This window comes from Arthrobacter sp. E3 (assembly GCF_017353415.1).
Classification (GTDB): Bacteria; Actinomycetota; Actinomycetes; order Actinomycetales; family Micrococcaceae; genus Specibacter.
In genome coordinates, this window is the sequence record NZ_JAFMPX010000006.1 from 1 (window position 1) to 22897 (window position 22897).

Here is a 22897-nt window from a genome sequence, read left to right on the forward strand (position 1 = left end):
TTGAGCTGGCCTGTAGTCTTGTTCATGTGTCCGGTCCTATTCACTGGATGCCACACCCCGGAGCGTTTGCAGCGCTGCCGGGGTATTTATTTGCCATTTAGTAATAGGAACTATGGTGCATCGTGGTTCCACTCATTTTTGGGGTGCTTCCCCTCACCGTTGTTTTTGCCGTGTTCCCCGGACTGGCACTGCTGCAGTTTGGATTCTAGCTGCGAACACTTAGGACATGGAAAGAAAACCATCATCACAACTCGCACACCACCCGTTGGAGGGAAAACACCATGGAAGTCACGAACAAGATAACGGCAATGGCATTAGCACTGCTCATAGCGCTCAATCGAGCGCTGGTCCATGTGGGCGCAAACGTGGCCGAATGGCTGCATGAGAAATTCTCGAGACTGTTTCCCAGCCAGGCCCTGCGACCCGCCACGGACAGGACACGCGGTGATGTCCCCGGCTGGGTTCTCATAACCCTCATGAGTGCTGTGCTCGTGGCCGGGTTGCTGGCCATTGCCGGACCTGCGCTCGAACGATTGTTCACCCAGGCGATGGAACAAGTTCAACCGTAGGGGCCATGGCAACGACAAAGAGCCAACCACCCGGCTTAGGCGGAGGTCTCCACCTGCCGGACGCGCCCCAAAGATTGCCCCGCCATCGGGGGAAATCTATTGCCGGCGTGCGGGAGGCGGGGGCCGCCGTTGTGGATTTCGTGCTGGTGGGCGCATTGGTGACCGTGATCTTTGTGGCCTTGATCCAGCTGGCGCTGGTGCTGCACGTTCGCAATACAGTGGCCGACGCCGCCGCCTCCGCCGCCCGTTACGGAGCGTTGGGGGACAGGACAGCAGCAGACGCCCAAGAGCGGGCCGCAATGCTGATATCCACTGCACTTGGCCCGAACTACGTCCAGGATGTTGCAGCAAACGTGGAAACACGCAACGGGCTGGCCGTGCTTACGGTGTCCATCAAAGCGCCACTGCCCGTGCTGGGATTGCTTGGGCCTGCCCGCACCTTGGAGATGACGGGCCATGCTGTCATCACGAAGTAGGACAAATCCGCCAAGACGCCGTGCCGGATTTCTGTTGCCCGGAGCCGGTGGGCCCGTGCTGGCTGCGTCCGAGGGAGAACTGGACCAGGCGCTGGAGCGCGGTAGTGCCATTGTGGAATTCATTTTTCTGGCCGTCCTGCTCATGGTGCCTGTGGCGTATCTGATTCTGACGGTCGGCCAAGTACAAGGCGGCGCGTATGCCGTGGTGGGTGCGGCCGACCAAGCCGCCAAGGTGTTCGTCTTGCACAAGGATCCGGCCTCCGCACACCAAGCAGCTGAACAAGCAGTGCAGCTGGCCGTCGAGGACATGGGCTTTAGGGCAGTCAACGCGGAACTGACCATCAGCTGCGATGGGGACTGCCTCACAGCCGGGACCACCGTCAGAGTTCGCGTGCAGTTGCGCGTGGAACTGCCCGTCGTGACTGCCTTGCCGGGCATCAACGCCACTGCCGCAACTGTCCACGCCACAGCAACGCAGAAGGTGGGCCGCTTCAAATGAGGTTGCACCCTGTGCCGCGACGTCACCGGGCAGCACCGCGCAATGAAGAAGGCCACATTATGGTGCTGCTGATCGGCTACGTCCTTCTTGCCCTGCTGCTCGTGACGGTGGTGGCGGCCGCCGGGAGCCTCTACCTCGGCCAAAAGCGGCTGCTCTCCGTTGCCGACAGCGCCGCGCTCGCAGCCGCAGACACTTTTGAACTCAACGGCGGCAGCGCCGGAAGTGACCCCGGAACACTGCTCACCGACGAAGGAGTCTTTGCGGCGGCCCAAGTCTATTTGTCCGGCATTGAACCCCGCGAAGCGCTGGGGAACATTGTCCTGAACCCGTCCACCGGAGCCGGGGATGGACGAACAGCGCAAGTGAGCATGAGCGCCGTCGTGCATCCCCTGTTCATCAACTTTCTGGTGCCAGGGGGCATCCCCATCACCGTGACAAGCACGGCCCGGGCCAATCTGGTGTTGTGAACGGTGCGAGCAGTCACCACGCCTGCTCATGCCGTAGGCTTGAATATCATGGCAGAGATTGACTTTCCCGCAGAACTCCGGGCGCTACGCGCCACTTACACTTCGATCGAGCAAGTCTCCGAGGTGGCAAAGCTCATGGAGGACATCGAGGATCTGTCCGACCAGGCCGGCTCGCCCAATTTGTGGGACGATCCCGCCGCCGCGCAAAAAGTGACCTCCAAGCTCAGCCACGCCCAGTCGAAACTGGAGAAATTGCGCACCTTGGAGTCCCGGATTGACGACCTTGAGGTGCTCGTGGAGTTGGCGCAGGAAGAGGGCGACGCTGACGCCCTCGCCGAAGCTGCCAAGGAACTTCCGGGATTGCAAAAATCGCTGCAGGACTTGGAGATCGTGACGCTGCTGGCGGGGGAGTACGACGAACGCGAGGCCGTCATCACCATCCGTTCCGGCGCAGGCGGGGTGGATGCTGCCGACTTCGCCCAGATGCTGCTGCGTATGTACCTGCGCTGGGCCGAACGCCACGGCTACCCAACATCTGTCCTGGACACGTCCTATGCCGAAGAAGCCGGGCTGAAGTCCGCCACATTCGAAGTCAAGGCCCCTTACGCCTTTGGCACGTTGAGCGTCGAGGCCGGCACCCACCGCCTCGTGCGCATCAGCCCCTTCGACAACCAGGGCCGCCGCCAGACCTCCTTTGCCGCAGTTGAAGTCATCCCGCTCATCGAGTCAACAGACAGCATTGAGATCCCTGATAACGACATCCGCGTTGACGTGTTCCGCTCCTCCGGGCCCGGCGGGCAGTCCGTGAACACCACGGACTCCGCCGTCCGACTGACGCACCTTCCCACCGGCACCGTGGTGTCGATGCAGAACGAAAAGTCGCAGATCCAGAACCGTGCCGCAGCCATGCGCGTGCTGCAGTCGCGCCTGCTTTTGTTGAAGAAGGCAGAGGAAGACGCCACGAAGAAGGCCATGGCAGGGGATGTGAAGGCATCGTGGGGCGACCAGATGCGCTCCTACGTCCTCAACCCCTACCAAATGGTCAAAGACCTGCGCACCGAACACGAGGTGGGCAACGCCGCGTCCGTGCTCGACGGGGAAATCGACGACTTCATTGACGCCGGCATCCGCTGGCGTGCAGACCAGCGCAACGCTGCGAAGGGCTAACCGCCGCGTAGCAAGCGCAACGCTGCGAATAACAAGGTCCCGGGAGCCGTCGGGGACAGTCCGTTGTCTGTCGTGGCAATCCCTGTGATTGCCGTAGAAGTGAGGTAGTTGGGTGGGGCGGAAGTTGTTTGGGGACATTTCCCCGCTGACGTATGCCATCGCCGTCAAGCGCCAAATCCTGCAGCGGAAGCTGAACGACGTCTTGAAGCGAACACGACTTTCGCAAACTCGGGACCCTCTTGATCTCCCCGTTGTTGTCTACCGGCACAATTCCTTGATTCGCCGCAAACTTGGCGACGTTGACCTCGCCTTACAGGAAAACAAAGCCGTGAGTTTGAGTTTGGCTGCCCCTCACATTGACGGGATCCTTATCCGTCCGGGGAAAACCTTTTCATTCTGGAAGCTGGTGGGTCCCTGCACTGCGGCCAAGGGATATCAAACCGGTTTGACCATCAACAACAACGGACCTGCTTCAGGGATTGGCGGCGGCCTGTGCCAATTCACGAATCTGCTGCATTGGATGGTGCTCCACAGCCCCTTGGATATTGTTGAGCACCACCACCACGGTGAAATTGATCTGTTTCCTGACTTCAACCGGCAAATCCCTTTTGGCACGGGAACTTCTGTTGTGTACAACTACTTGGACTACCGTGTACACAACTCCACGGACAACACGTTCCAATTCCGTGTTGCGCTTACACAGGAGCACCTGCGCGGGGAATTGCGGGCAATGGTGGCGCTGGGAGTGAAGTACCACATCAAGGAGCGTGAGTCATACTTCCAAGAAGTGGGAGACACGGTCTACCGGCACAACACGGTTTATCGCAGCGTCAGGGACAAGCGCACCGGCAACGAGATTGCGAATGAACTCATTGTGCAGAACAACGCCAGAGTTTTGTATGACCGCAAACTGATCAATGCCCCCATTCGCCAGGAGCAGGGCGACACATCCGATGGCCCCGCTTTGGGCTAACGCCGCCCTTAGACACACCAGCACGGAAGCGGCGTTCAGGGGCCGCTACGCGTATAGTCATTAAGCTGGTGGTTTCTTCCCCCGAGCCCCTGCCCGGCCGTCAGCTTCCCGGCGCGATCCGCTGGACGGGCAATGAAAAAGTCATGATTCGTTTTGAAAATGTGAGCATTGCTTACGACCGCAAGTCCCAACCTGCGCTCGATGACGTTTCCATCGATATCCAACGCGGCGAGTTTGTCTTCCTCGTTGGCTCCTCGGGATCAGGGAAGTCGACCATGCTGCGGTTGGTGCTACGTGAGTACAAGACCCCGCACGGTCAGATTTACGTTGCCGGCCAGAATGTGGCCAACGTGCCCAGCTGGCGCGTACCCAAGTTCCGCCGCGGCATAGGCGTGGTTTTCCAGGACTTCCGCCTGATCCAGACCAAGACTGTTTTTGCCAACGTCGCCTACGCCATGCAGGTCCTGGGGACGCCCCGGGCTACCATCCGTGCAGAAGTTCCGCGCGTCCTTGAACTCGTGGGCCTAGCCGGCAAAGGCCACCGCAAGCCGACGGAACTCTCCGGCGGCGAGCAGCAGCGCGTCGCTATTGCCCGCGCCATCGTCAACCGGCCCGCCATTCTGCTGGCCGACGAACCTACCGGAAACCTGGACCCGATTACCAGCGCGGGCATCATGGACATTCTGGAGGAGATCAACCAAAATGGCACCACCGTGGTCATGGCCACCCACGACGATGACATTGTTGACTCCATGCGCAAGCGCGTCATTGAGCTGCGCCACGGCAAAGTTGTGCGCGATGAGGCCACGGCCCAGTACACCTCGCTGATTCCGATTGTGCCGGCGGCAACTTGGCAGTCCGCCGTCGGCCCTGCAGAGAAGCCCGACCCCGGACCACAGGCCCGCCGTGAACGTGCCGACAGTGTCCCGGGAGTCAGTGACGCGCCATCAAGTGAGACCACTGCGGAGGAAGAGTCCATGCCGCCGATGTTGGAACACCGGCGGGGTCGGGAAACACCGTTAGACGGGGACGCGCACACAAGTACCGGCAATTTCATGGATGAGGACCAAAAGTGAGACTTGCTTTCATTATGAGCGAGTTGGGCAGCGGCCTGCGCCGCAACCTGACAATGGTCATTTCGGTGATCCTGGTGACTTTCGTGTCGTTGACATTTGTTGGCGCAGCGGGACTGTTGCAAATGCAGATTGGCCAGCTCAAGGGTTTTTGGTATGACAAGGTGCAGGTCACCATATACCTGTGCAACGATGTGCCGGCCAACACCAATTGCATCGCGGGTCCGGTGACCGACGAGCAAAAAAAGACCATTGAGGGGCTTTTGGAATCCGATGCAGTCAAGCCGTACATAGAGACGTGGAGCTATGAAAGCCAGGCCGAGGCCCTGGTTCACTTCCAGGAGCAGTTCATCAACTCGCCCATGGCTGATTCAGTTGAGGCCGCAAACTTGCCCTCGTCCTTCCGTATCAAGCTGACGGACCCGGAAAAGTACCAGATCATCAACGAGACATTCTCGGCCACGCCCGGCGTTGATTCGGTGGTTGACCAACGTGCTGTCCTTGAGAAGCTATTTTCATGGATGTACATAGCCACGTATGTGGCCGTTGGTGTGGCCGGGCTGATGATTGTCTGCGCCGCATTGTTGATTGCCACCACCATTAGACTCTCGGCCCAGTCGAGAACCCGGGAAATTGAAATCATGCGCTTGGTGGGCGCCTCCAGAACAGTCATCCAACTGCCGTTTGTGCTCGAAGGTGTCATTGCCGCAACCATCGGGGCGCTGTTGGCTTCGGGTGCCGTGTGGGCCATCGTGCAATTTTTCGTGGGTGGCGAGTTGGCGAGAGCCAACTCCGGTACACCGTTCATTTCCACCAGCGACGCCTTTGTGATTTACCCCGTGCTGGTCCTGCTCGGCGTGGTGCTCGCAGGAGTTGCTTCAGCGGTGTCTTTGCGAAAAAACCTGAAAGTGTAAGATTGGTGATGGTCATGTTCCGCGAGTGGCCCATGTGACTGGTGATGGCACGTTGCCCCCGACAGTAATTTTGAAGGAGTTCTACGGCATGTTTTCGAAATCAAGCGGGGGAATTGGATCCGTGAAATCCCCCCGGCTTGGGCAGATCATGCCCGCCGCCCAACCGGCGGCTCAACCCCAGTCACCCCCTCGCGGACGCGTATTGACTAGGCGTTTGACGGTGGCCGTGGCGGCCGTTCTCGCCGTCGGACTGTTGGGCCTTGTGCCACCTGCGCAGGCCAATGATTTGAACGACCAGGCAGCGGCGCTGGAACAGCAAGCCCACGAAGTGCAGTCGTCGTTGGAGTTTGTTGATTCAGGAATTGCCAAGTCGGCTGCAGACCTGGTCATGTACCAGGGTCAGCTCCCCGGTGCCCAGGCTGCCCTGGTGGACGCCCAGAACCGGGTGAGTGTCGCCACCGGTGAAGTGAATGCGCTTGCGGGAAGGATCGCACTGGCGCAGCAGAGCAAAGACAAGATCACAGCTCAAATCGCCACTGATGCCAAGCAATCCACGGAAACGAAGGCGCTGATCGGGCAGATCGCTGCCCAGTCCTATAAAGCTGGCGGACTGCCCGTGAACCTGAGGTTGATTCTCGGGGCAGACTCAACAAGCGACCTTGCCAACTCCATTGATTTGGCCGAGCAGGCGCTGCGCAGCCAAACTGCTGCACTTGAAAAATTGACTGCACAGAAGGCCACCAACCAGAATGCTGAAGCGCGCCTAGTAGCCGTGGAAGCAGAGATCAAGGATCTGAAGAAGCAGGCGGACGCCGCGCTTGTTGCCGAGCAGGTGGCACGTGATGCGGCCGCCGTGCAGAAGGCTGCTGTAGACAAGCTCATCAGCGACTCCGCCGCCTTGAACGCCAAGCTTGAGGCAGAGAAGCCGCGCATCCAAAAGCAGCTCAAGGCAGTTCAGGTGCAGCAGGATTCCGTCGCTGCACAGATCGCCGAGATCCAGCGCAAGGAACGTGAAGCCGCGGCAGCTGCCGCCAAGGCTGAAGCCGAGCGCGCCGCCCGTGCGCAGGCTGCCGCGCAGGCAGCTGCCGACGCAGCAGCCAACGCCGGCAACAGCGGCTATGTACCGCCCGCGTATGTACCACCTGCGTATGTGCCGCCAGCACTCGGGAACGTCTCAGGGTTTGGTTTGCAGCATCCCTTTGCTGCCAACGTCCCCATCACGTCCCCGTTCGTGCGCAACCGCCCCGTTCCTACGGGAACGGCTGATTTCAATGGCACAGGCTTCTACGACCACACGGGCATAGACTTTGGTGCCCCCTGCGGCACACCCATCTACGCCCCCGCCGATGGCACCGTAACCCTCGCCGGCCAGACAAACGCGGTTTCCGGCGGTGGTAACGTGTTGTGGATCAGCCATGGCGTCGTCCAGGGCAATGCGCTCATGACCGTTTACTACCACAACTCCTCCGTGCTGGTCTCCGCAGGGCAGAACGTGAAGCGCGGCCAGCTTGTTGCTTACTCGGGCAGCACCGGAAATTCCACCGGTTGCCACGCGCACTTTGAAACGTGGCTCAACGGAACACCCGTGGATCCCATGGGACTGCTCTAATCCATTGCTAAACTAAGGGCTTGTGCCGGGGAAATTCCTCCGGCGCAAGCCCTGATGCATTTCCAGCTTCTCGGCCAGCAGCGACTATGCGGTCGTGTCAAACAAAAAGGAGTCAGCTGTGCCCAAGGAAAGTGGCCTGAAAGTGGTGGCCACCAATCGCAAGGCCCGGCATGATTACCACATCATGGACACCTACGAGGCCGGCTTGGTGTTGATGGGCACCGAAGTGAAATCGCTGAGGGAAGGCCGTGCCTCGCTTGTGGACGGCTTTGCCACCTTTTACAACGACGAGTTGTGGCTTGAAGCCGTCTACATTCCGGAGTATCTCAACGGCAGCTGGACCAACCACACCGCACGCCGCCGCCGCAAGCTGTTGTTGCATCGTGAAGAGCTGGAGAAGATTGCCAGCAAGACGCGTGAATCAGGATTCACCATTGTGCCGCTGCGGCTTTACTTCCTGGACAGCCGAGCCAAGGTGGAGATCGCCATTGCCCGAGGCAAGAAGGACTACGACAAGCGCCAGTCACTGCGGGAGAAACAAGACAACCGTGAGGCCTTGCGGGCCATGCGCGAGAAGAACCGCGGACAATGACAGATGCCGACACTTGGTGATTTTCTTGGAACATGGAGCCTGGACCCTTGGGCGCTGGGCTTCATACTGGCCCTGGGCGGTCTCTATGCTTGGGGACTGGCCAAGGCCTCCCGTGCTGGTGTCAGCTGGCCGCTTTGGCGCATTGCTTCTTTCTATATTGTGGGACTGGGCTGCTATGCGGCCATCAGTTTTGGCTTCCTTGGTACCTATTCCCTTGAATTGCGCTGGGCGTTTTCCATCCGGATAGCACTTTTGCTCTTTGTGGTACCCTCGGGCTTGGCCTTGGGGCTGCCCTTGGGGTTGGCCAGGCTGACTATTCGCCAGGGACGCGTGCGCCGTGTTGTAGCCGCACTAGTCCGCAAACCGGTGCAACTATTTTCCAACAGTGCCGTCCCCCCGATCCTTGGCCTGTTGGTGCTCTCGATGATGTTGACTCCACTAGCGGGGATCACCCGCATGAGTCCGGTTTGGGAGGGTGTGTTGGGGATTGGCATCCCACTGCTGGGGTTGTTGATGGTGTTGCCCATGGTGGAAGAGAAGACTCGCGTCAGTTCTGCGTTGATCATGCTCCAGTTCGTATTTGCCTTCATTGAGCTGTTGGCTGATGCCATTCCGGGCCTGTTGATGCGCCTGACCCCCACAATTTTTGACGGTGCCACAGCTGTGGGCGGTGCCCGGGCAAGCTGGTTCCCCAGCGCCTTGGTGGACCAGCAACTGGCGGGCGACTGGATGTGGTTCATTGCCGAGATCATGGACCTGCCGATCCTGATTCTGCTCCTTGTCCGCTTGGCCAAATCTGACAAGGGCGAACGTACAATTCTGGACGAACTCACTGACGAGCAGATGGACGAACTCAACGCCGCCCACCTGCACCTGCGCGGATAAGGAGCTCCCATGGCCATGAGCAGTAAACACTGGTGGATTATTGCTCTGTCTGCAGTGGCGCTGGTGGCCGTGGTGGTCCTGGTGGTGGTTGGCTCCAACGCGCCACGTTCGACGTCGGCCAACTCCAGTCCGCCTGTCCCCGCCGCCACGATGGTGCCCAGCGCCTCAACAGCGGGACCACAGCCGGCTTCGACAACGCAAGCTCCGGCGTCGAGCCCCTCAGCGTCACCGGCGCATGACCAAGGCGTTGCCGCGCAAAAGCTGGCTGCCATGACACTGGAACAAAAGGTGGGCCAGGTGCTGATGGTCTCCTCGCCTGCTACCGGTGCCGATGCGGCTGCCCTGTATGCCCTCGACACGTTGCATGTGGGCAATGTGTTCATGAAGGGGCGCAGTGAGGCCGGAACGGCGGGGATTGCCGCAGAAGTGGGCGCTGTTGCAGGACATGTTTCCGGGGCGCGAACAGTGGGTGTGCGCCCGTTCGTTGCAACGGACCAGGAAGGCGGTTTCGTGCAGATCATGCGCGGACCGGGCTTCTCCGACATACCCCAGGGCATCGTGCAGGGGCTGCTCCCTGCTCCTGCACTGCTGGCTGATGCAGCGATGTGGGGACAGCAATTGGCAGCTGTAGGTGTGAATGTGAACTTGGCCCCTGTCCTGGACACTGTACCGAGTGCAGAATTTGCGCCGCAAAACGCCCCTATTGGTGCGTTTGGACGTGAGTACGGCTACACGCCTGAGGCAGTCTCCAGCCATGGCATAGCCTTCGCCCAAGGCATGGCTGCGGCCGGGGTCGCAGCCACCGTGAAGCACTTCCCTGGCTTGGGCCGCGTGACAGCGAATACGGACGTTGCCGCAGGGGTTGTGGATAGCACCACCGTCCGCAACGATCCCTACATTCGCCCGTTCCGCGATGCCGTGCAGGCGGGGGTACCGTGGCTGATGGTCTCCAACGCTTCCTACCCGCTGATCGATCCCAAAGCCATGGCCCCGTTTTCTTCCGTGGTCGTCCATGACATGGTCCGTGGGGACCTTGGATTCAAGGGCATCATTGTCAGCGATGATATTTGCGACGCCGTGCAGGTTGCGGTGGTGCCGGTGGCCCAACGCGGCGTGCAGTTCATAGCCGCCGGCGGGACCATGGCTCTGTGCACGAACCAGACGCTGCTGCCGCAGATGTATCAAGGGATGGTGGCTGCCGCGCAAAGTGATCCAGCTTTTGCCAAACAGGTGGATGCTGCGGCGCTTTTGGTGCTGGCGTCCAAGTCGGTCAATGGACTCATCGACTAGGTGCGTCGGCCAAGGATCTGGCAGGCCGGGAATAATTACTACCCGGGATGCGCTATGCTGAATAGTCCACGAGCAGTTCCGTCACAGGTGCTGGACGTGGGTTTGAAAAAACAATAGGGGATGATCGGTTTCGACGGTGTTTTTCGAGACAGGTGAAGCGGGTCGAGGATACAGGGTTATCTCGTTAACGATCTCTGTAAAACAATAAGTGCTGAATCAAATCGCACTGACTTCGCTCTTGCTGCCTAAGCAGTAAGACAGTCCGTCAGCCCGGGAATGCTCTCGTCCCGGATCCTGGCGTCATTTAGAGGGCCACTGCTCTAAGTTCTTGTTGTAGGCGCTTAGGGGACTTTTATACAACTGGGCCTGGCAGCTACTTGTTTGCGAGATAGCTGGGGCCGAGAAAAACCGACGCAAACTGCACCCGGAGAAGACCTGACAACACAACATCGGACGGGAGTTCAATTCTCCCCATCTCCACATCCCTATTGGGACCTGTTCCTCGCCACAGCGGCGGGGGACAGGTCCTTTTTTTGTGCGTATTGGGCGGCTATGCTCGGCCCGCAGCCTATGGGTTTTGGGTTGACCGTGGCGGTTAAATACTTGAGTGGTGGCCCGGTCATGAAGACCCGGCCACCACTCACCCCCAAAGATCGTGTAAGACATCTGGCAAACTCTGTTCACACAATCATTATTGTGTCAGAAACTAATGGATATGTGTACAAATGTCAGTGACATTGGCCAAATGTGACCAACTAGAAGCTGGCTGCGCCTTTCATGGGCCTGCGGATGAAGGACAACCACACGATGACAAAGCCTGTAGCGACGAACAAAATAGAACCAAAGGAGACCGCTTTGACGATGAAGCCATCGTGCGGCGGTAGCAACCTCAGCGGAATAGTGAGGAAGATGAGAAAGAAGCCAATGCACAGACTTGATGCTGCCGCCCGGTCAATGACCGGCCGGTTTGAAAACACAGCCTTGGCGGTGGGCTGCACGAGGCAAGCCGATGCATACCCCGGGTAACACATACCAAACCACATATAGGCAATCGCCATGGGCTGATCTCCGAATCCTACCAACCCTGGACTTGACCCGTGGAAGTCGGAAAAGAAGTAAGTGGCCAAAATACCCAACGAGCAGACGGCGATGACGGCAAGGCCAATGGGGCCGCGGATGAGACGCAACGAAGACGGAGATTTGTAGGCAGCCGCCACTTTGACAGCCATGAGGTAGAAAACTGCAAACGAGCTGAATCTAAGGATGACATTTGCAAGGTTCGCTTCGCCCAGTAAGGCATCAAACGGCAGGTATAGGGATGGAATACTCAGAGCCACGCAGGCAGAAGCCAAGAGGCAAACCCAGAACAAACCGCGGTTGCGACCCTTGACCATACTGGGGACGCGCCAGATGGTGCAGGCGAGGCAGGTGCCGAGCGCTGTCCATTGCAAAGCGGCGATCATCCGAGATTCTCCCATATGCTTCGTGCAGCGGCTGAGTCGGCTTCCGTACGCCGCAATGTCCGGCTCAGGGCATCTAGGCGTTGAGCCGCAAGAGAAACCAGCGCACTGTTGGAGGTTTCCCATAGGGCCCCTTCCCGTGCCCCCGGGGCCCACCCTGCCTCTGCAGGTGACAGGAACCCAGTGGCCACAAGGCCGTTAGTCAGCCCAACGTTGGCTATCCGAGCACTTTCGATGGCCAGCTCTGCAGTGAGGCGGTTAGCACTTATTTGAGCCGACAAATTCTGTGGAGCGATCGCCGCCTGGCGGGCAACTTTCTGCCGTAGATCGGCCGTGCCCACGGCGTCCAGCCACGCACGGACAGAAGACCTGTGGGGCACGGGAGACAGGTGCACGCGAATTGGCTCGGACAAGGTTTCTGCCGCAACATTTCGGTTCAGAATTTCCTGAAGTAGGTCGGTGTCGGAAATTTGGCTCAGCAGCTCGGCTGCGCTTGGCGGCCTCATCCCCGCCGTCAAGTCGGTAAACGTGGGAAAAACAGCCAGAGAGGCCACCACGGGAAGGTCCAAGGATCGGCTCACGGCTGCCACTGTTGCCACTGATACCCGCCCGCGCACCAGCTGTTGGGCCAAGGTTGAGCGCTTGATGCCCGCGGCCCTGCACAGCGCTGCGTGGCTGGTGGTGCCGGCCACGCTTGATAACCACTGTTGAAAGAGCTTTGCCGGGACAGTCACGGCTTGTTCCCTCCTCGCCGGTGATGGTGCACGCTGTGTTAAGTCGTTGCTTGGCTATTGATCTTGGGTGTCGACGATGCCGCGGAACCGGCTGCCGACGCCGTCGTACTCGCTGCGGCGCCAACCAGCGGGAGGATCAGGCAGTTCGTCATTGTTGTGGAAGTCGCAAATCACATAAGTGAATTCAGGCCACCACTTCTTCGGGCGGGCAACTTCCAGAAAATCACACAGGTAGCAGCGCAGGTCCACCCATACGGGGCGCTTACCGGTGAAATTTGCCCGGGACTGTGCCAGCCATGCCGGTGGATTCGCGTCCATGGCGGCGACATCAGCGGCACTCATGCGTGAGGGAATACCGTTTCGCGTTGCCATTTCAGGAGGAATGTTCAAAGCCTGCGCCACCTGGCGGCGGTTCAGTGAAGAGCGGGGGGAATTGTTGTTTACCATGTTCCTCTAAGGATAAGGCGCCCCATGGCCCATGGCGATCCGCAACGCAAGTAATGGGCTAGGCCGCGGCTGGGAAGCCACCTTGGGCAGCGTGAGAATCACCACTTTGGCGGGACAATTTAGTGTGTAATTGACAGAAGTTTCGCGACAATACACCAAAGTTGCTCTTCGTATCCTATGCTGTGGGAAAACAATACGGAGTTTAGTGCGCAATTCCAGCCTTCAAGGGCTATGATGGGGCGCTGAAACACCCCGCCAATACCACGAACACTTCAGGAGTTTGAAAACCGAATGGCAACGGATTACGACGCACCCCGCAACAAGGACGAAGACCACGAGACAGAGTCACTTCAGGCGCTGCAGGTCCAGCGTGGCGGTGCCCAAACGGCGCATATTGACGTCGAAGACTCAGACACCGCCGAAGGCACGGACCTTCCCGGCGCGGACCTCTCCAACGAGGAACTCATCATTCAGGTCATTCCGGCACAGGACGACGAGTTCACCTGTGCTTCGTGCTTCCTGGTTCGCCACCGCAGCCAGGTGGCACGTGAAAAGAACGGACTGTTCTACTGCAAGGACTGCGAAGGCTAAACTGCCGCTAACACAGCAGCACAGCCAAGCGGTGCCGCGAAACAATGTGGGGAGTGGGACACGATGGTGGATGTGCAGGAGCTATTGGACACGTTCGCAGTGCCCGGGGCCAATGCCGCGCAGCTTTTGTGCGATCGGCATCCGGCCGAGGACACGGCTTTCACCGTTATCGCAGCCGATCTGAGCTTCGTTGACCTCAGCTACGGCGAACTGCGGGAGAAGTCTACGCAGTTCGCCACTGCCTTGACTTCGCTGGGAGTCAGGCGCGGGGACCACGTTGCCACGCTCATGGGCAAATCGGCGGAGCTGGTCATCGCACTGCTGGGTATTTGGCGTGTGGGGGCCGTCAACGTGCCGCTCTTTACCGCCTTCGCCCACGACGCCATTGACTTCAGGCTCCAGGCCAGCGGTGCGCGCCTTGTCATTTGCGACGCCGACCAGCGCACGAAGCTGCTCCCGCCTGGGGAAGTTCCCACCGATGCCTCCCGGCCCGTGGTGGTTGCCCGCGGCGAGGCGTTTGGTTATGACCTCTCATTGGCTGAGATGGTGGCCGGTACGGGTTCCTTCTCGGGCCTTGAGCCCTTCGCTGTAAAGCACGACGGCGACTCTCACGACGGCGGATCCGTGGCCGCGGGTGGTGAGGGTGCACTCGTGCAGCTTTTCACCTCCGGAACCACGGGCACGCCCAAGGGTGTGCCGATTCCACTAAGTGCGGTGGCTTCCTTTGTGGGCTATCACCGCTTTGGTCTTGACGTCCGCGATGAGGACGTCTTTTGGAACGTTGCCGACCCCGGCTGGGCTTATGGACTGTATTTTGCGTTGCTGGCACCCATGGCTGCAGGCAACCGTTCCCTTTTGCTGTCCGCCGGGTTCTCTCCGGAGCTGATGTGGGCCGTCATGGGGAAATTTGGGGTCACCAATCTTGCCGCCGCACCCACCGTGTACCGTGCCCTACGTGCAGGATCTACTGGTGGCCAAGGCCATGCACTCCGCTGTGCCTCAAGTGCCGGTGAGCCGCTGACTCCGGACGTCATTTCTTGGGGACGTGAGGCGTTTGGGCTCGAGGTTCGGGACCACTATGGTCAAACAGAACTGGGCATGGTTGCTGGAAATGCTTGGGCGAAGGGATTGCAGGAGCCCCTTCGGCCCGGCTCCATGGGACGGACATTGCCCGGCTGGAGCGTTGACGTCTTGGCTGCGGACAATGATGAGCCTGCCGTCGACGGCGAACCTGGCCGTGTCGCCGTCAATGTGCCAGACAGCCCGTTCATGTGGTTTGGGGCCTATGTTGATGCGCCGGAAAAAACAGCCGAGCGTTACAGCGCCGACGGTCGTTGGTACATCACCGGGGATTCTGGACGCCGGGATGCGGACGGTTACATCTATTTCTCCTCCCGTGACGACGACGTGATCATCATGGCCGGGTACCGCATTGGTCCCTTCGACGTTGAATCCGTCCTTGTTACCCATTCCGCTGTTGCCGAAGCTGCCGTCATTGGTGCTCCCGATGAAATCCGCGGCGAAGTTCTTGAGGCTTTCGTTGTGCTCCGCGACCCGGAGGCCGCCTCGGATGCCTTGGCACATGAATTGCAGAAATTGGTTAAAACTGGTTTCGCGGCCCATGCCTATCCCCGCCGGATCCACTTTGTTGCCGAACTGCCCAAGACACCGAGCGGAAAAGTCCAGCGATACGTGCTGCGTCAGGACCGTGCGGCCATGACGGACCTTAACTAGGAGTACCGGTAAACAGTGGGACGTCGCAGTGTTGTCGGGGCGGGGGCTGCCTGGATTGACCGTGCAACCATCACGCCTGTGGTGGACATGGTCAACAAGGTTCTAGGTTTTTTGCTTGAAGTTGCCATGCTGGCAGCTTTTTTGTTCTGGGGCTTTCAGCAGGCTTCGCCCTGGAACCTGATCCTCGGACTCGGGGTTCCCGCAGCAGTGGTGGTGCTGTGGGGCGCATTTTTGGCCCCGCGCAGCCCACGCCGCCTGCCACAGGCCACAGTCAGCTGGGCCTCGTTGGGACTGTTCCTGGCTGCCGCCGCAGCGCTGGCCGGAGCCGGACTACCCGGGTGGGGCATCGCGATGGCTGTCCTGTCCATTGCCCATTTTGCGGCTACGTACTGGTTCAGCGGAACCAGCCAGGGCTGAGCCCTTCGGCCAGTGCCGCCTAGCGCTGATCCCGAGCCCTGATCCGCAGCCTAGTGCGTGGCTATCGAATTCATCAGTGAACCGCCAGTCAACTCCTGAACGGTGCAGCCCTCATGGTTTTCTGTCGAGGCCAGCCACAAGGAGGCCGAGACTTCCTCGCCCAAGGTCAGGGGGCCGACGTCGTGCGTGGAACCAGGCTGCGTGGAATCAAGAAGGGTGACTTGCAGACCGCCGCCAAAAGGCAGGCGAGGGCCGACGCGCAGCCTGGTGTCAACGCCGATGCCAAGCTTTTCAAGGTGGCGCAGTAGTTCGGGGTTGTGGTCGCTGATGCGGGTGATCCGGCCCGTGTGTCCGGGGTCGAGCTCATCGAGGCGGTGGGAAGGCGCCATGATGATCCGGCCCTGCGCATCGGGGATGGGATCGCCGTGCGGGTCCCGGTCGGGGTGTCCCAGCTTGGCGCTCATGCGTTCAATGAAGTGCTCGGACACGGCGTGTTCAAGCTGCTCCGCTTCGTCGTGGACCTCGTCCCAGGTGTAGCCAAGCTCCTGCACCAGATACGATTCCAGCAGCCTGTGCCGGCGCACCATGGAGAGCGCCAGTGCCAGCCCCTGCTCGGTGAGCCGAATGGGGCTGTACGGCTGGTGGTCAACCAGGCCCTGATCCTTGAGTTTGCGCACCATCTCCGAGACGGAAGAGTTCGCTACACCCAGCCGCGTGGCCAGCGCGGTGGATGTGATGGGCTTGTCCTGCCACTCCGTGTAGGCGTAGATGACCTTGACGTAGTCTTCGATGCTGGAGGAAGTGGCAGAGTGTTTCACGGCACCAAGCCTACCGGTTAGACGTGCCCGGTGAACGTCAGCCACAGCAGCAACACATTCAATGCCACGATGAGTGCCACGCTGATCAGGGCGGCGGTGCGCAGAACCAGTCCGTCGCGGTGTTCACCCATGACCTTCCTACTGGCGGTTAGGCGCAGCAGCGGGATGAGCGCGAAGGGTATGCCGAAGCTCAGCACCACCTGGCTGACGATCAACGCCCACGTCGGGTCCACCCCCACCCAGAGCAGGACTACGGCAGGAATAAGGCTGACGAGTCGCCGTGCCTGTAAAGGAATGCGCACCTTCAGCAGGCCGTGCATGATCGTGGCGCCGGCGTACGCGCCTACCGAAGTCGATGCCAGCCCCGAGGCAAGCAGACCCACGGCAAAAATGATGCCGATTGCCGGGCCGAGGCTGTTCACGATGGCCGCGTGGGCACCCTCGATGGAGTCGGTCCCTGGGACCCCGCTCAGCGTGGAGGCGGCCAGCAGGAGCATTCCAATGTTGACAGCGCCGGCGAGGACAAGTGCCACGACCACGTCAATGCGGGTGGCCTTGATGATCCTGCGCAGCTTCGCGGGGGTGCTGCGGGCATCGGGGTGGCGGTCCTTCGCCAGTTGTGAATGGAGGTAGATGGCGTGCGGCATCACGGTTGCGCCCAGCATGCCTGCAGCCAGCGTGACGCTCTCAACGCCGTCGAAGCGGGGGATGAGCCCGCCCACCACGCCTGCCGGATCCGGCGGGCTCAATACCAGCCCGGCCAGAAAACCGATGGTGATGATCACGAGCAGGAAGATGATGATCGTCTCGAAGCGCCGTTGGCCGTGGCGGTTTTGCACTGTCAGCAGGGCCATGGAGGCCAGCCCCACGATGGCCCCGCCCAGTGGGAGCGGGATGTGGAACAACAGGTACAAGGCGATCGCCCCGCCCACCACCTCCGCCAGATCGGTGGCCATGGCCACCACCTCGGCCTGTGCCCAGTAGAGTCTGCGGGTTGTAGTTTTGTAGCGTTCGCCCAAGTGTTGGGGGAGGGACTTGCCCGTCACCACGCCCAGCTTGGCCGATTGGTATTGGACCAGCATGGCCATGAGGTTCGCAGCCACCAAGACCCACACCAGCAGGTAGCCGTAGCTGGCGCCCGAGGTCAGATTGGCGGCAACGTTTCCAGGGTCAACGTAGGCAATGGCAGCCACGAAGGCAGGCCCCAGCAACAGGAGCAACCCTCCGCGGGGTTTGCGACGTGGCTTTACCTTGACGGTGTCCAGCACCATGCACCCTTCGCCTAGCCTGTGCCCAAAGTTTAGGCCTACCGAAATAATAGGCGCTTTAGGGTGGCGTTGTCGAGACGGGTGGCCGCTCTGGGTCGTATCGGAAGTGCGTCTGAAGGTGCGCTACAGCTTGTGCGTTCGCCAGCTTTGGCTGATGTACGGCAGTTCCAGCTCCGCACCCGGGGCATGGCCCAAATGCTCGAACAGGTACCATTGCAAATTGCCCATGACCTTGGCACGGATGTGCTCTGCAGCCTTGAGGTAATAACTGCGCGACTTGGCCAACTCCATGATGTCTTCCGGCGTCGTGATGTTCACCCACCGGGTGTTGTGGGATTGCGCCGGAGCAAACTCGTGGCCAATCTCCGGCGAGAAGTCCGCTTTATGGACGTCCCCGGCGTGCATGATCCGTGCCAGCCGGTGCACCCAAGGAATTGCGACGTCTAGCTGGTTCCACACCAATCCCAGGGCGCCTCCGGGGCGGAGCACGCGCGCGATTTCCTTGCTAGCCGCTAGGGGGTCGCACCAGTGCCAAGCTTGTGCGCATACCACCAGGTCCATGGACGACGCCGACAACTCAAGGTGCTCTGTCGTCCCCACCATGGTGGTGGCGTGAGGGAGGTTCCGGGCTAGTTCTGCCAGCATGTCCGCCGAAGGGTCCAAGGCAGTCACGTTCCAGCCCCGCTCGGCCAACAGCCGCGTGTACTTCCCCGTCCCGGCGCCCACGTCCAGCACATCGTGTACAGGGGCGGCAGCGTCCTCCAGCAACCAATCAAGGGATTCCTCCGGGTAGCCCGGGCGGACCTTCTGGTAGTGGTTGCCCCCTGCCAAGAAAGCGGCGGCCATGTGCTTGCGTCGTGCCTCGTCGAAGACCGGTCCGCCGGTGCCTGCCATGCCGCTCCCTGAAATCAAACCGAAAAGTTGTGCGATAGTGCCCCACAACTTTACCCCGCACACCCCCACCTACCGACGCTCCAGCACTTTCGGGGCAGTTCTTTGCATCGCTCCAGCTCCTTTAGGGCTGCTTTTAGGAACGCTCTGGCAACTGTTGGCAGTGCGTTCGGGAGACACCACCCAAACGTGCTGGAGCGTAGGTGAGAAGACACCCAAACGTGCTGGAGGGTCGAGGGAAAACGGCCGAAAGGTGCAGGAGCGTCGGTAGGTGGGGCTGGGTTAGTCTTCTGTGGTGCAGGGGGCGGCGCCTGCTGTGCCTGGTGTGTTCGGGGCCCAGTCGGGGTAGACGCGGTTGTCGTTTGCGGGCACCCAACGGCCGGCATCAACCACGTAGTCCCACTTCAGGCCATCGCGCAGCAAAGCGGCAATGCCGTCGATCAGTCGCTGAGCGTCCTCACGCTGTGAACCTACACCGAAGCTGGCACGCAGTGAACCGGACGGCAGTCCCAGGCGGTTGAGCAGCGGGTGGGCGCAGAATTTGCCGTCGCGAACACCCACGCCGTGCTCAGCTGACAAGTATGCCGCGACGAGTCCGGCGTCGTATCCCGTGACGGAAAAGTTCACGACGCCGATGCTTCCGCATTCGGGGTAGTCCTGGCCATCGGTGAACAACGAGTGAACGTTGACGCCGTCGATCCCTTCCAGGCCGTCAATGAGATGCTTGCGCAGCAGCTGTTCGTGGTGGTGCCAGTCGTCGGCGTCCAGCGCGGCCAGGACCGAGGCTGCCTTGGCCAAGGTGGCGGCACCCAGTACGTTGGGGGAGCCGGCCTCGTGGCGGGCCGGGCCTTCGGTCCACAGGACTGACTCGAGACGGACCTCCTTGACGGCTCCGCCACCGGACAGATGCGGTGTGCCACTGTTGAGCCAGTCGGGACGGCCCACCAGCACACCTGCTCCAAATGGGGCGTAGAGCTTGTGGCCGGAGAAGGCCAGGTAGTCGATGCCGGTTGCCGCCAAGTCGATCCGGCGGTGCGGAGCCAGCTGCGCGGCGTCCACCACAATGCGGGCACCGTACTTGTGTGCCAGAGTGGCCAGTTCCGCCACGGGCAGTACCTCTCCGGTGACATTGGAAGCTCCGGTGACGGCCAGCAGCAGCACATTGCCGGCGCGCAGCTGCGTTTCAACCCGCGCCAGCGTGGAAGCGATGGAGTGCGCGGCCACCACCGATCGGTGCGGCAGTCCCTGCCACGGCAGCAGGTTGGCGTGATGTTCAATGTCCAGGTACAGCACTTCACCGTGGACGTTGGAGCGGCCCTCGGCAAAACCGCGCTGCTTCAGGAGGCTCTCCACGCAGCCGGCCAGCAGGTTCAGCGAATCTGTGGTGTGGCGGGTGAAGATGACGGTGTCGTCGGGGCGGGCACCAACGAATTCGGCCACGATCTTGCGGGCATTTTCGTACACCGACGTGCTGACCTGGGAGGCGTAGCCGGCCCCGCGGTGCACGCTGGCGTAGTAGGGCAGGATCTCGTTCAGGTGTGCGGCCACTTCCGCAATTGCAGGAGCCGATGCGGCGTAGTCAAGGTTGGCGTACCGTACCTGCCCGCCCTGGATCAGTGGGGCAGGCAGATCCTGTCCCACCACGGGCAGCAGGGGGGAATCGGCAAGGGAGGTTTTTTCCAGCAGGGCGTAGCTCATCAGTCAATCCTTTGACACCAAGAACTCTTGGGGGTGCCAAGAAGTCCGCGCTTGCCAAGACCGCTCCGGCCTGGCCAGGTCGTCACCCGGGGCACCCCGCCGCGAAAGGAGGGTTGCCGGCCAGCAAACCGGGGTTTAGCGCTGGCACTCGTGACCCATGCACCAAAGATTAGCCCAAGAATCTCGAGGATGCATTTATTACGTTTCGTCTCGGGCCCTCATATTGCAGCCGATGCGGGTGCGCCTAAAGATTACCCGCATCGACTGCAGTTTGAACCTCGGAGGCGGGCAAAAGGCCCGGGTCAGCCCAGCAGGTCGTCCCAGTTGGGGTTCAGCCGCTGCAGAACCTCGGAGTGGAGGATGGAGTTGGTGGCCAAGGCGTTGCCACCGAACGGGCCGTCCACCCCTTCGAGGGAGGTGAAGCGGCCGCCAGCTTCGGTGATGATCGGGACCAGCGCCGCCATGTCATACAGGTTCAGTTCGGGCTCGCAGGCGATGTCCACGCTGCCCTCGGCGACCATGCAGTAGGACCAGAAGTCGCCATAGGCGCGGGTGCGCCACACATCGTCGGTGAGGGAGATGAAATCATCGCGGTTGCCACGTTCGGCCCAGCCGGTCAGGGAAGAGTAGGACAGTGAAGCGTCCTTGAGCTCTGCCACGTTGGAGACGCGGATGCGGGTGGCGGCCGCCAGTGACTTGCCCATGTAGGCGCCTGTGCCCTCCGCAGCCCACCAGCGCTTGCCCAATGCGGGGGCGCTGACCAGGCCCACCACGGGGCGTCCGTCGTCGACGAGCGCAATGAGTGTTGCCCAGACCGGGACTCCGCGCACAAAGTTCTTCGTCCCGTCAATGGGATCGATGATCCAGCGCCGTGAACCGTGTCCGGAGCTGCCGAACTCCTCGCCCAGCACGGCATCGCGGGGGCGAACCCGTGACAGCTGGCTGCGGATGGACTCCTCGGCGGCCTTGTCCGCATCCGTGACCGGGGTCAGGTCCGGTTTGGTTTCAACAGCCAAGTCGAGTGCCTTGAAACGGGACATGGTCAGTGAATCCACGCTGTCCGCCAGGACATGGGCTAGGCGGAGGTCGTCGTTGTACGTCTGGGGTTCTACGCTCATACAGATCACGCTATCGCGGTTTGCGAAAAACCCTTGACGTGACGCAGCCGGTTCCTTGCACGGTTTTGATGCGGGCCCAGGCGCGCCTAGTCGATGCTGCCCAGTTCCTTCGCCTCCGCACGGCCTTCGGTGCGGTCGCTGGTGCCCAAAAGGCGGCGCAACGAGGCAAGGCGAGCCGGTCCGGCGTCGCCTGCATGTCCGGCAGCCACATACGGGTCCAGGCCGCAGTTCACGGCGACGCTGTCATGCTTGCATCCGCGTTCGCAGTCGTCGGTCCCCGGCTGCAGATCTGGGAAGGCCTGCAGGATCCTGTCGGCATTCACGTGTGCCAGTCCAAACGAGCGGATGCCCGGGGTGTCGATGATCCATGAGCCCCGCGTGCCACCCTGTAGTTGCAGCGCCAGCGCCGAGGAGGACGTGTGGCGGCCGCGTCCCGTGACGGCATTGACGCCGCCGGTGGCCCGCTGCGACCCCGTCAAGGCGTTGACCATGGTGGACTTTCCCACGCCCGAATGCCCCACCATGACGCTGACCTTCCCGTCGAGATAACCGTGCAACTGCTCGACGGCGCCCCCGGCCAACAGGGCCGAGTCGCCGTCGTCGCTGCGCGCATCAATGCCCGAGGCACCCTCGGCCGCCGTGCGGCTGATGATGACGGTCATGTCCAGGTGCTCGTAGTTGGCGAGCAGTTCCGCAGGATCCTTGATGTCCGTCTTCGTGATGAGCAGGAGTGGTTCGATCCCGGAGTCGTAGGCCGCCACCAGCGCCCTGTCGATGAAACCTGTGCGCGGCTCCGGGTTGGCTGCGGCCACCACAATGACCAGTTGGTCAGCGTTGGCGACGACGACGCGCTCCACGGGATCGGTGTCGTCGGCGCTGCGGCGCAGCAGTGTGCGCCGCTCCTGAATGCGGACTAGCCGGGCCAGCGTGTCCGGCTTGCCGGAGACGTCCCCGACCAGTGCCACAAAGTCTCCGGCCACCACGGGGGAGCGGCGCAATTCCCTGGCCCTGGCGGCAATCAAGATGCGTTCGGTGCCCAGGTCTTCATCCACGATGGCCGTGTACCTGCCGCGGTCCACCGTGACGATCCGCCCGATCACGGCATCCTCATACGCCGGCCTGTCCTTGGTCCGCGGCCGGCTGCCCTTCTTGTTGGCCCTGACCCGAACATCGGATTCGTCCCAGTTGCTGTAGTCCTTTGCCATGT

The 22897-nt window shown here is 61.0% G+C and carries 24 protein-coding genes, 1 other RNA gene and 1 riboswitch; of the genes, 16 read left to right on the forward strand and 9 right to left on the reverse strand.

The features are described from left to right. Positions 1–308 precede the first annotated feature (308 nt). The 13 genes from JMA46_RS04190 (at position 309) to ssrA (ending at position 10997) form a co-directional block, all read left to right on the forward strand. Entirely contained in the window at positions 309–569 is a 261-nt protein-coding gene (locus JMA46_RS04190; RefSeq protein ID WP_247647062.1) for a hypothetical protein, read from the forward strand. A gap of 5 nt (positions 570–574) precedes the next feature. After that, positions 575–1045, forward strand: a complete 471-nt coding sequence (locus JMA46_RS04195; protein ID WP_207344049.1) for a TadE/TadG family type IV pilus assembly protein — start codon at positions 575–577, stop codon at positions 1043–1045. Continuing rightward, a complete protein-coding gene (locus JMA46_RS04200) occupies positions 1026–1544 on the forward strand; it encodes a hypothetical protein (protein WP_207344050.1) in 519 nt (172 codons plus the stop codon). Before JMA46_RS04195 ends, JMA46_RS04200 begins: the two co-directional genes overlap by 20 nt. Further along, entirely contained in the window at positions 1541–2011 is a 471-nt protein-coding gene (locus tag JMA46_RS04205; RefSeq protein WP_210768546.1) for a pilus assembly protein TadG-related protein, read from the forward strand. The genes JMA46_RS04200 and JMA46_RS04205 overlap by 4 nt, the downstream gene beginning before the upstream one ends. 48 nt (positions 2012–2059) lie before the next feature. Then, on the forward strand, positions 2060–3178 hold the full coding sequence (prfB, locus tag JMA46_RS04210; RefSeq protein WP_207344051.1) for a peptide chain release factor 2: 1119 nt from the start codon (positions 2060–2062) through the stop codon (positions 3176–3178). A 112-nt stretch (positions 3179–3290) separates the two neighbouring features. Then, positions 3291–4151 (forward strand): VanW family protein, encoded by an 861-nt coding sequence (locus JMA46_RS04215; protein ID WP_207344052.1) that lies wholly within the window; start codon positions 3291–3293, stop codon positions 4149–4151. Between the two features lie 143 nt (positions 4152–4294). Next, positions 4295–5227: a cell division ATP-binding protein FtsE gene (gene ftsE, locus JMA46_RS04220; RefSeq protein ID WP_207344153.1), complete on the forward strand. Its 933-nt coding sequence runs from the start codon at positions 4295–4297 to the stop codon at positions 5225–5227. Next, positions 5224–6138, forward strand: a complete 915-nt coding sequence (gene ftsX / locus JMA46_RS04225) for a permease-like cell division protein FtsX (RefSeq protein WP_207344053.1) — start codon at positions 5224–5226, stop codon at positions 6136–6138. Before ftsE ends, ftsX begins: the two co-directional genes overlap by 4 nt. 88 nt (positions 6139–6226) lie before the next feature. Continuing rightward, positions 6227–7747, forward strand: coding sequence for a M23 family metallopeptidase (locus JMA46_RS04230; protein WP_247647039.1), 1521 nt, complete (start codon positions 6227–6229; stop codon positions 7745–7747). A gap of 118 nt (positions 7748–7865) precedes the next feature. Continuing rightward, the gene (smpB, locus tag JMA46_RS04235; RefSeq protein ID WP_207344054.1) at positions 7866–8339 is read left to right on the forward strand and encodes an SsrA-binding protein SmpB; all 474 of its coding nucleotides are present in this window, start codon (positions 7866–7868) and stop codon (positions 8337–8339) included. A 3-nt stretch (positions 8340–8342) separates the two neighbouring features. Further along, on the forward strand, positions 8343–9224 hold the full coding sequence (locus JMA46_RS04240; protein WP_207344055.1) for a cytochrome c oxidase assembly protein: 882 nt from the start codon (positions 8343–8345) through the stop codon (positions 9222–9224). Positions 9225–9239: 15 nt separating this feature from the next. Next, entirely contained in the window at positions 9240–10514 is a 1275-nt protein-coding gene (locus tag JMA46_RS04245) for a glycoside hydrolase family 3 N-terminal domain-containing protein (protein ID WP_247647040.1), read from the forward strand. 116 nt (positions 10515–10630) lie between these two features. After that, positions 10631–10997: a transfer-messenger RNA gene (ssrA, locus tag JMA46_RS04250) on the forward strand. A gap of 272 nt (positions 10998–11269) precedes the next feature. On the opposite strand, the gene JMA46_RS04255 is transcribed toward ssrA, so the two are convergent. The 3 genes from JMA46_RS04255 to JMA46_RS04265 are packed head-to-tail and all read right to left on the reverse strand — an operon-like array spanning position 11270 to position 13155. After that, positions 11270–11977: a hypothetical protein gene (locus JMA46_RS04255; protein WP_207344056.1), complete on the reverse strand. Its 708-nt coding sequence runs from the start codon at positions 11975–11977 to the stop codon at positions 11270–11272. Further along, positions 11974–12708, reverse strand: coding sequence for a hypothetical protein (locus tag JMA46_RS04260; protein ID WP_207344057.1), 735 nt, complete (start codon positions 12706–12708; stop codon positions 11974–11976). The genes JMA46_RS04255 and JMA46_RS04260 overlap by 4 nt, the downstream gene beginning before the upstream one ends. 54 nt (positions 12709–12762) lie before the next feature. Beyond that, positions 12763–13155 (reverse strand): hypothetical protein, encoded by a 393-nt coding sequence (locus JMA46_RS04265; protein WP_207344058.1) that lies wholly within the window; start codon positions 13153–13155, stop codon positions 12763–12765. 291 nt (positions 13156–13446) lie between these two features. Between JMA46_RS04265 and JMA46_RS04270 the strand changes: the two genes are divergently transcribed. From JMA46_RS04270 to JMA46_RS04280, 3 genes are all read left to right on the forward strand, one after another. Further along, on the forward strand, positions 13447–13746 hold the full coding sequence (locus JMA46_RS04270) for a DUF4193 domain-containing protein (RefSeq protein WP_203313340.1): 300 nt from the start codon (positions 13447–13449) through the stop codon (positions 13744–13746). 63 nt (positions 13747–13809) lie between these two features. Next, entirely contained in the window at positions 13810–15480 is a 1671-nt protein-coding gene (locus tag JMA46_RS04275; RefSeq protein WP_207344059.1) for an AMP-binding protein, read from the forward strand. A gap of 15 nt (positions 15481–15495) precedes the next feature. Then, complete coding sequence (locus JMA46_RS04280; protein ID WP_207344060.1) at positions 15496–15897, forward strand: YrdB family protein; 402 nt, start codon at positions 15496–15498, stop codon at positions 15895–15897. Positions 15898–15947: 50 nt separating this feature from the next. Here JMA46_RS04280 and JMA46_RS04285 read toward each other — a convergent pair whose 3' ends face one another. The 6 genes from JMA46_RS04285 to rsgA all read right to left on the reverse strand — a co-directional run bounded on the left by JMA46_RS04285 (position 15948) and on the right by rsgA (position 22895). Further along, positions 15948–16715, reverse strand: coding sequence for an iron dependent repressor, metal binding and dimerization domain protein (locus tag JMA46_RS04285; protein ID WP_207344061.1), 768 nt, complete (start codon positions 16713–16715; stop codon positions 15948–15950). 17 nt (positions 16716–16732) lie between these two features. After that, positions 16733–17986, reverse strand: a complete 1254-nt coding sequence (locus JMA46_RS04290) for an Nramp family divalent metal transporter (RefSeq protein ID WP_207344062.1) — start codon at positions 17984–17986, stop codon at positions 16733–16735. Positions 17987–18106: 120 nt separating this feature from the next. Then, a complete protein-coding gene (locus JMA46_RS04295) occupies positions 18107–18877 on the reverse strand; it encodes a class I SAM-dependent methyltransferase (protein WP_207344063.1) in 771 nt (256 codons plus the stop codon). A 279-nt stretch (positions 18878–19156) separates the two neighbouring features. Continuing rightward, positions 19157–20572 (reverse strand): aminotransferase class V-fold PLP-dependent enzyme, encoded by a 1416-nt coding sequence (locus JMA46_RS04300; protein WP_207344064.1) that lies wholly within the window; start codon positions 20570–20572, stop codon positions 19157–19159. A gap of 42 nt (positions 20573–20614) precedes the next feature. Beyond that, a riboswitch (SAM riboswitch) is annotated at positions 20615–20728 on the reverse strand. A 146-nt stretch (positions 20729–20874) separates the two neighbouring features. Further along, positions 20875–21690 carry a histidinol-phosphatase gene (gene hisN, locus JMA46_RS04305; protein WP_207344065.1) on the reverse strand — a complete coding sequence of 272 codons (816 nt, stop codon included), beginning with the start codon at positions 21688–21690 and terminating at the stop codon, positions 20875–20877. 86 nt (positions 21691–21776) lie between these two features. Continuing rightward, positions 21777–22895 carry a ribosome small subunit-dependent GTPase A gene (gene rsgA / locus JMA46_RS04310; RefSeq protein WP_207344066.1) on the reverse strand — a complete coding sequence of 373 codons (1119 nt, stop codon included), beginning with the start codon at positions 22893–22895 and terminating at the stop codon, positions 21777–21779. Positions 22896–22897: the final 2 nt, after the last annotated feature.

Excerpts from the sequence above, each read along its gene's own strand:
- JMA46_RS04205 (WP_210768546.1), top strand. The coding sequence starts at position 1,541 with ATGAGGTTGCACCCTGTGCCGCGACGTCACCGGGCAGCACCGCGCAAT.
- JMA46_RS04200 (WP_207344050.1), top strand. The coding sequence starts at position 1,026 with ATGCTGTCATCACGAAGTAGGACAAATCCGCCAAGACGCCGTGCCGGA.
- ftsE (WP_207344153.1), top strand. The coding sequence starts at position 4,295 with ATGATTCGTTTTGAAAATGTGAGCATTGCTTACGACCGCAAGTCCCAA.
- rsgA (WP_207344066.1), bottom strand. The coding sequence starts at position 22,895 with ATGGCAAAGGACTACAGCAACTGGGACGAATCCGATGTTCGGGTCAGG.
- prfB (WP_207344051.1), top strand. The coding sequence starts at position 2,060 with ATGGCAGAGATTGACTTTCCCGCAGAACTCCGGGCGCTACGCGCCACT.
- JMA46_RS04265 (WP_207344058.1), bottom strand. The coding sequence starts at position 13,155 with ATGGTAAACAACAATTCCCCCCGCTCTTCACTGAACCGCCGCCAGGTG.
- JMA46_RS04300 (WP_207344064.1), bottom strand. The coding sequence starts at position 20,572 with ATGAGCTACGCCCTGCTGGAAAAAACCTCCCTTGCCGATTCCCCCCTG.
- JMA46_RS04190 (WP_247647062.1), top strand. The coding sequence starts at position 309 with ATGGCATTAGCACTGCTCATAGCGCTCAATCGAGCGCTGGTCCATGTG.
- hisN (WP_207344065.1), bottom strand. The coding sequence starts at position 21,690 with ATGAGCGTAGAACCCCAGACGTACAACGACGACCTCCGCCTAGCCCAT.
- JMA46_RS04195 (WP_207344049.1), top strand. The coding sequence starts at position 575 with ATGGCAACGACAAAGAGCCAACCACCCGGCTTAGGCGGAGGTCTCCAC.
- JMA46_RS04255 (WP_207344056.1), bottom strand. The coding sequence starts at position 11,977 with ATGATCGCCGCTTTGCAATGGACAGCGCTCGGCACCTGCCTCGCCTGC.
- JMA46_RS04275 (WP_207344059.1), top strand. The coding sequence starts at position 13,810 with ATGGTGGATGTGCAGGAGCTATTGGACACGTTCGCAGTGCCCGGGGCC.
- JMA46_RS04240 (WP_207344055.1), top strand. The coding sequence starts at position 8,343 with ATGCCGACACTTGGTGATTTTCTTGGAACATGGAGCCTGGACCCTTGG.
- JMA46_RS04290 (WP_207344062.1), bottom strand. The coding sequence starts at position 17,986 with ATGGTGCTGGACACCGTCAAGGTAAAGCCACGTCGCAAACCCCGCGGA.
- JMA46_RS04270 (WP_203313340.1), top strand. The coding sequence starts at position 13,447 with ATGGCAACGGATTACGACGCACCCCGCAACAAGGACGAAGACCACGAG.
- JMA46_RS04230 (WP_247647039.1), top strand. The coding sequence starts at position 6,227 with ATGTTTTCGAAATCAAGCGGGGGAATTGGATCCGTGAAATCCCCCCGG.
- JMA46_RS04295 (WP_207344063.1), bottom strand. The coding sequence starts at position 18,877 with ATGGCAGGCACCGGCGGACCGGTCTTCGACGAGGCACGACGCAAGCAC.
- JMA46_RS04245 (WP_247647040.1), top strand. The coding sequence starts at position 9,240 with ATGAGCAGTAAACACTGGTGGATTATTGCTCTGTCTGCAGTGGCGCTG.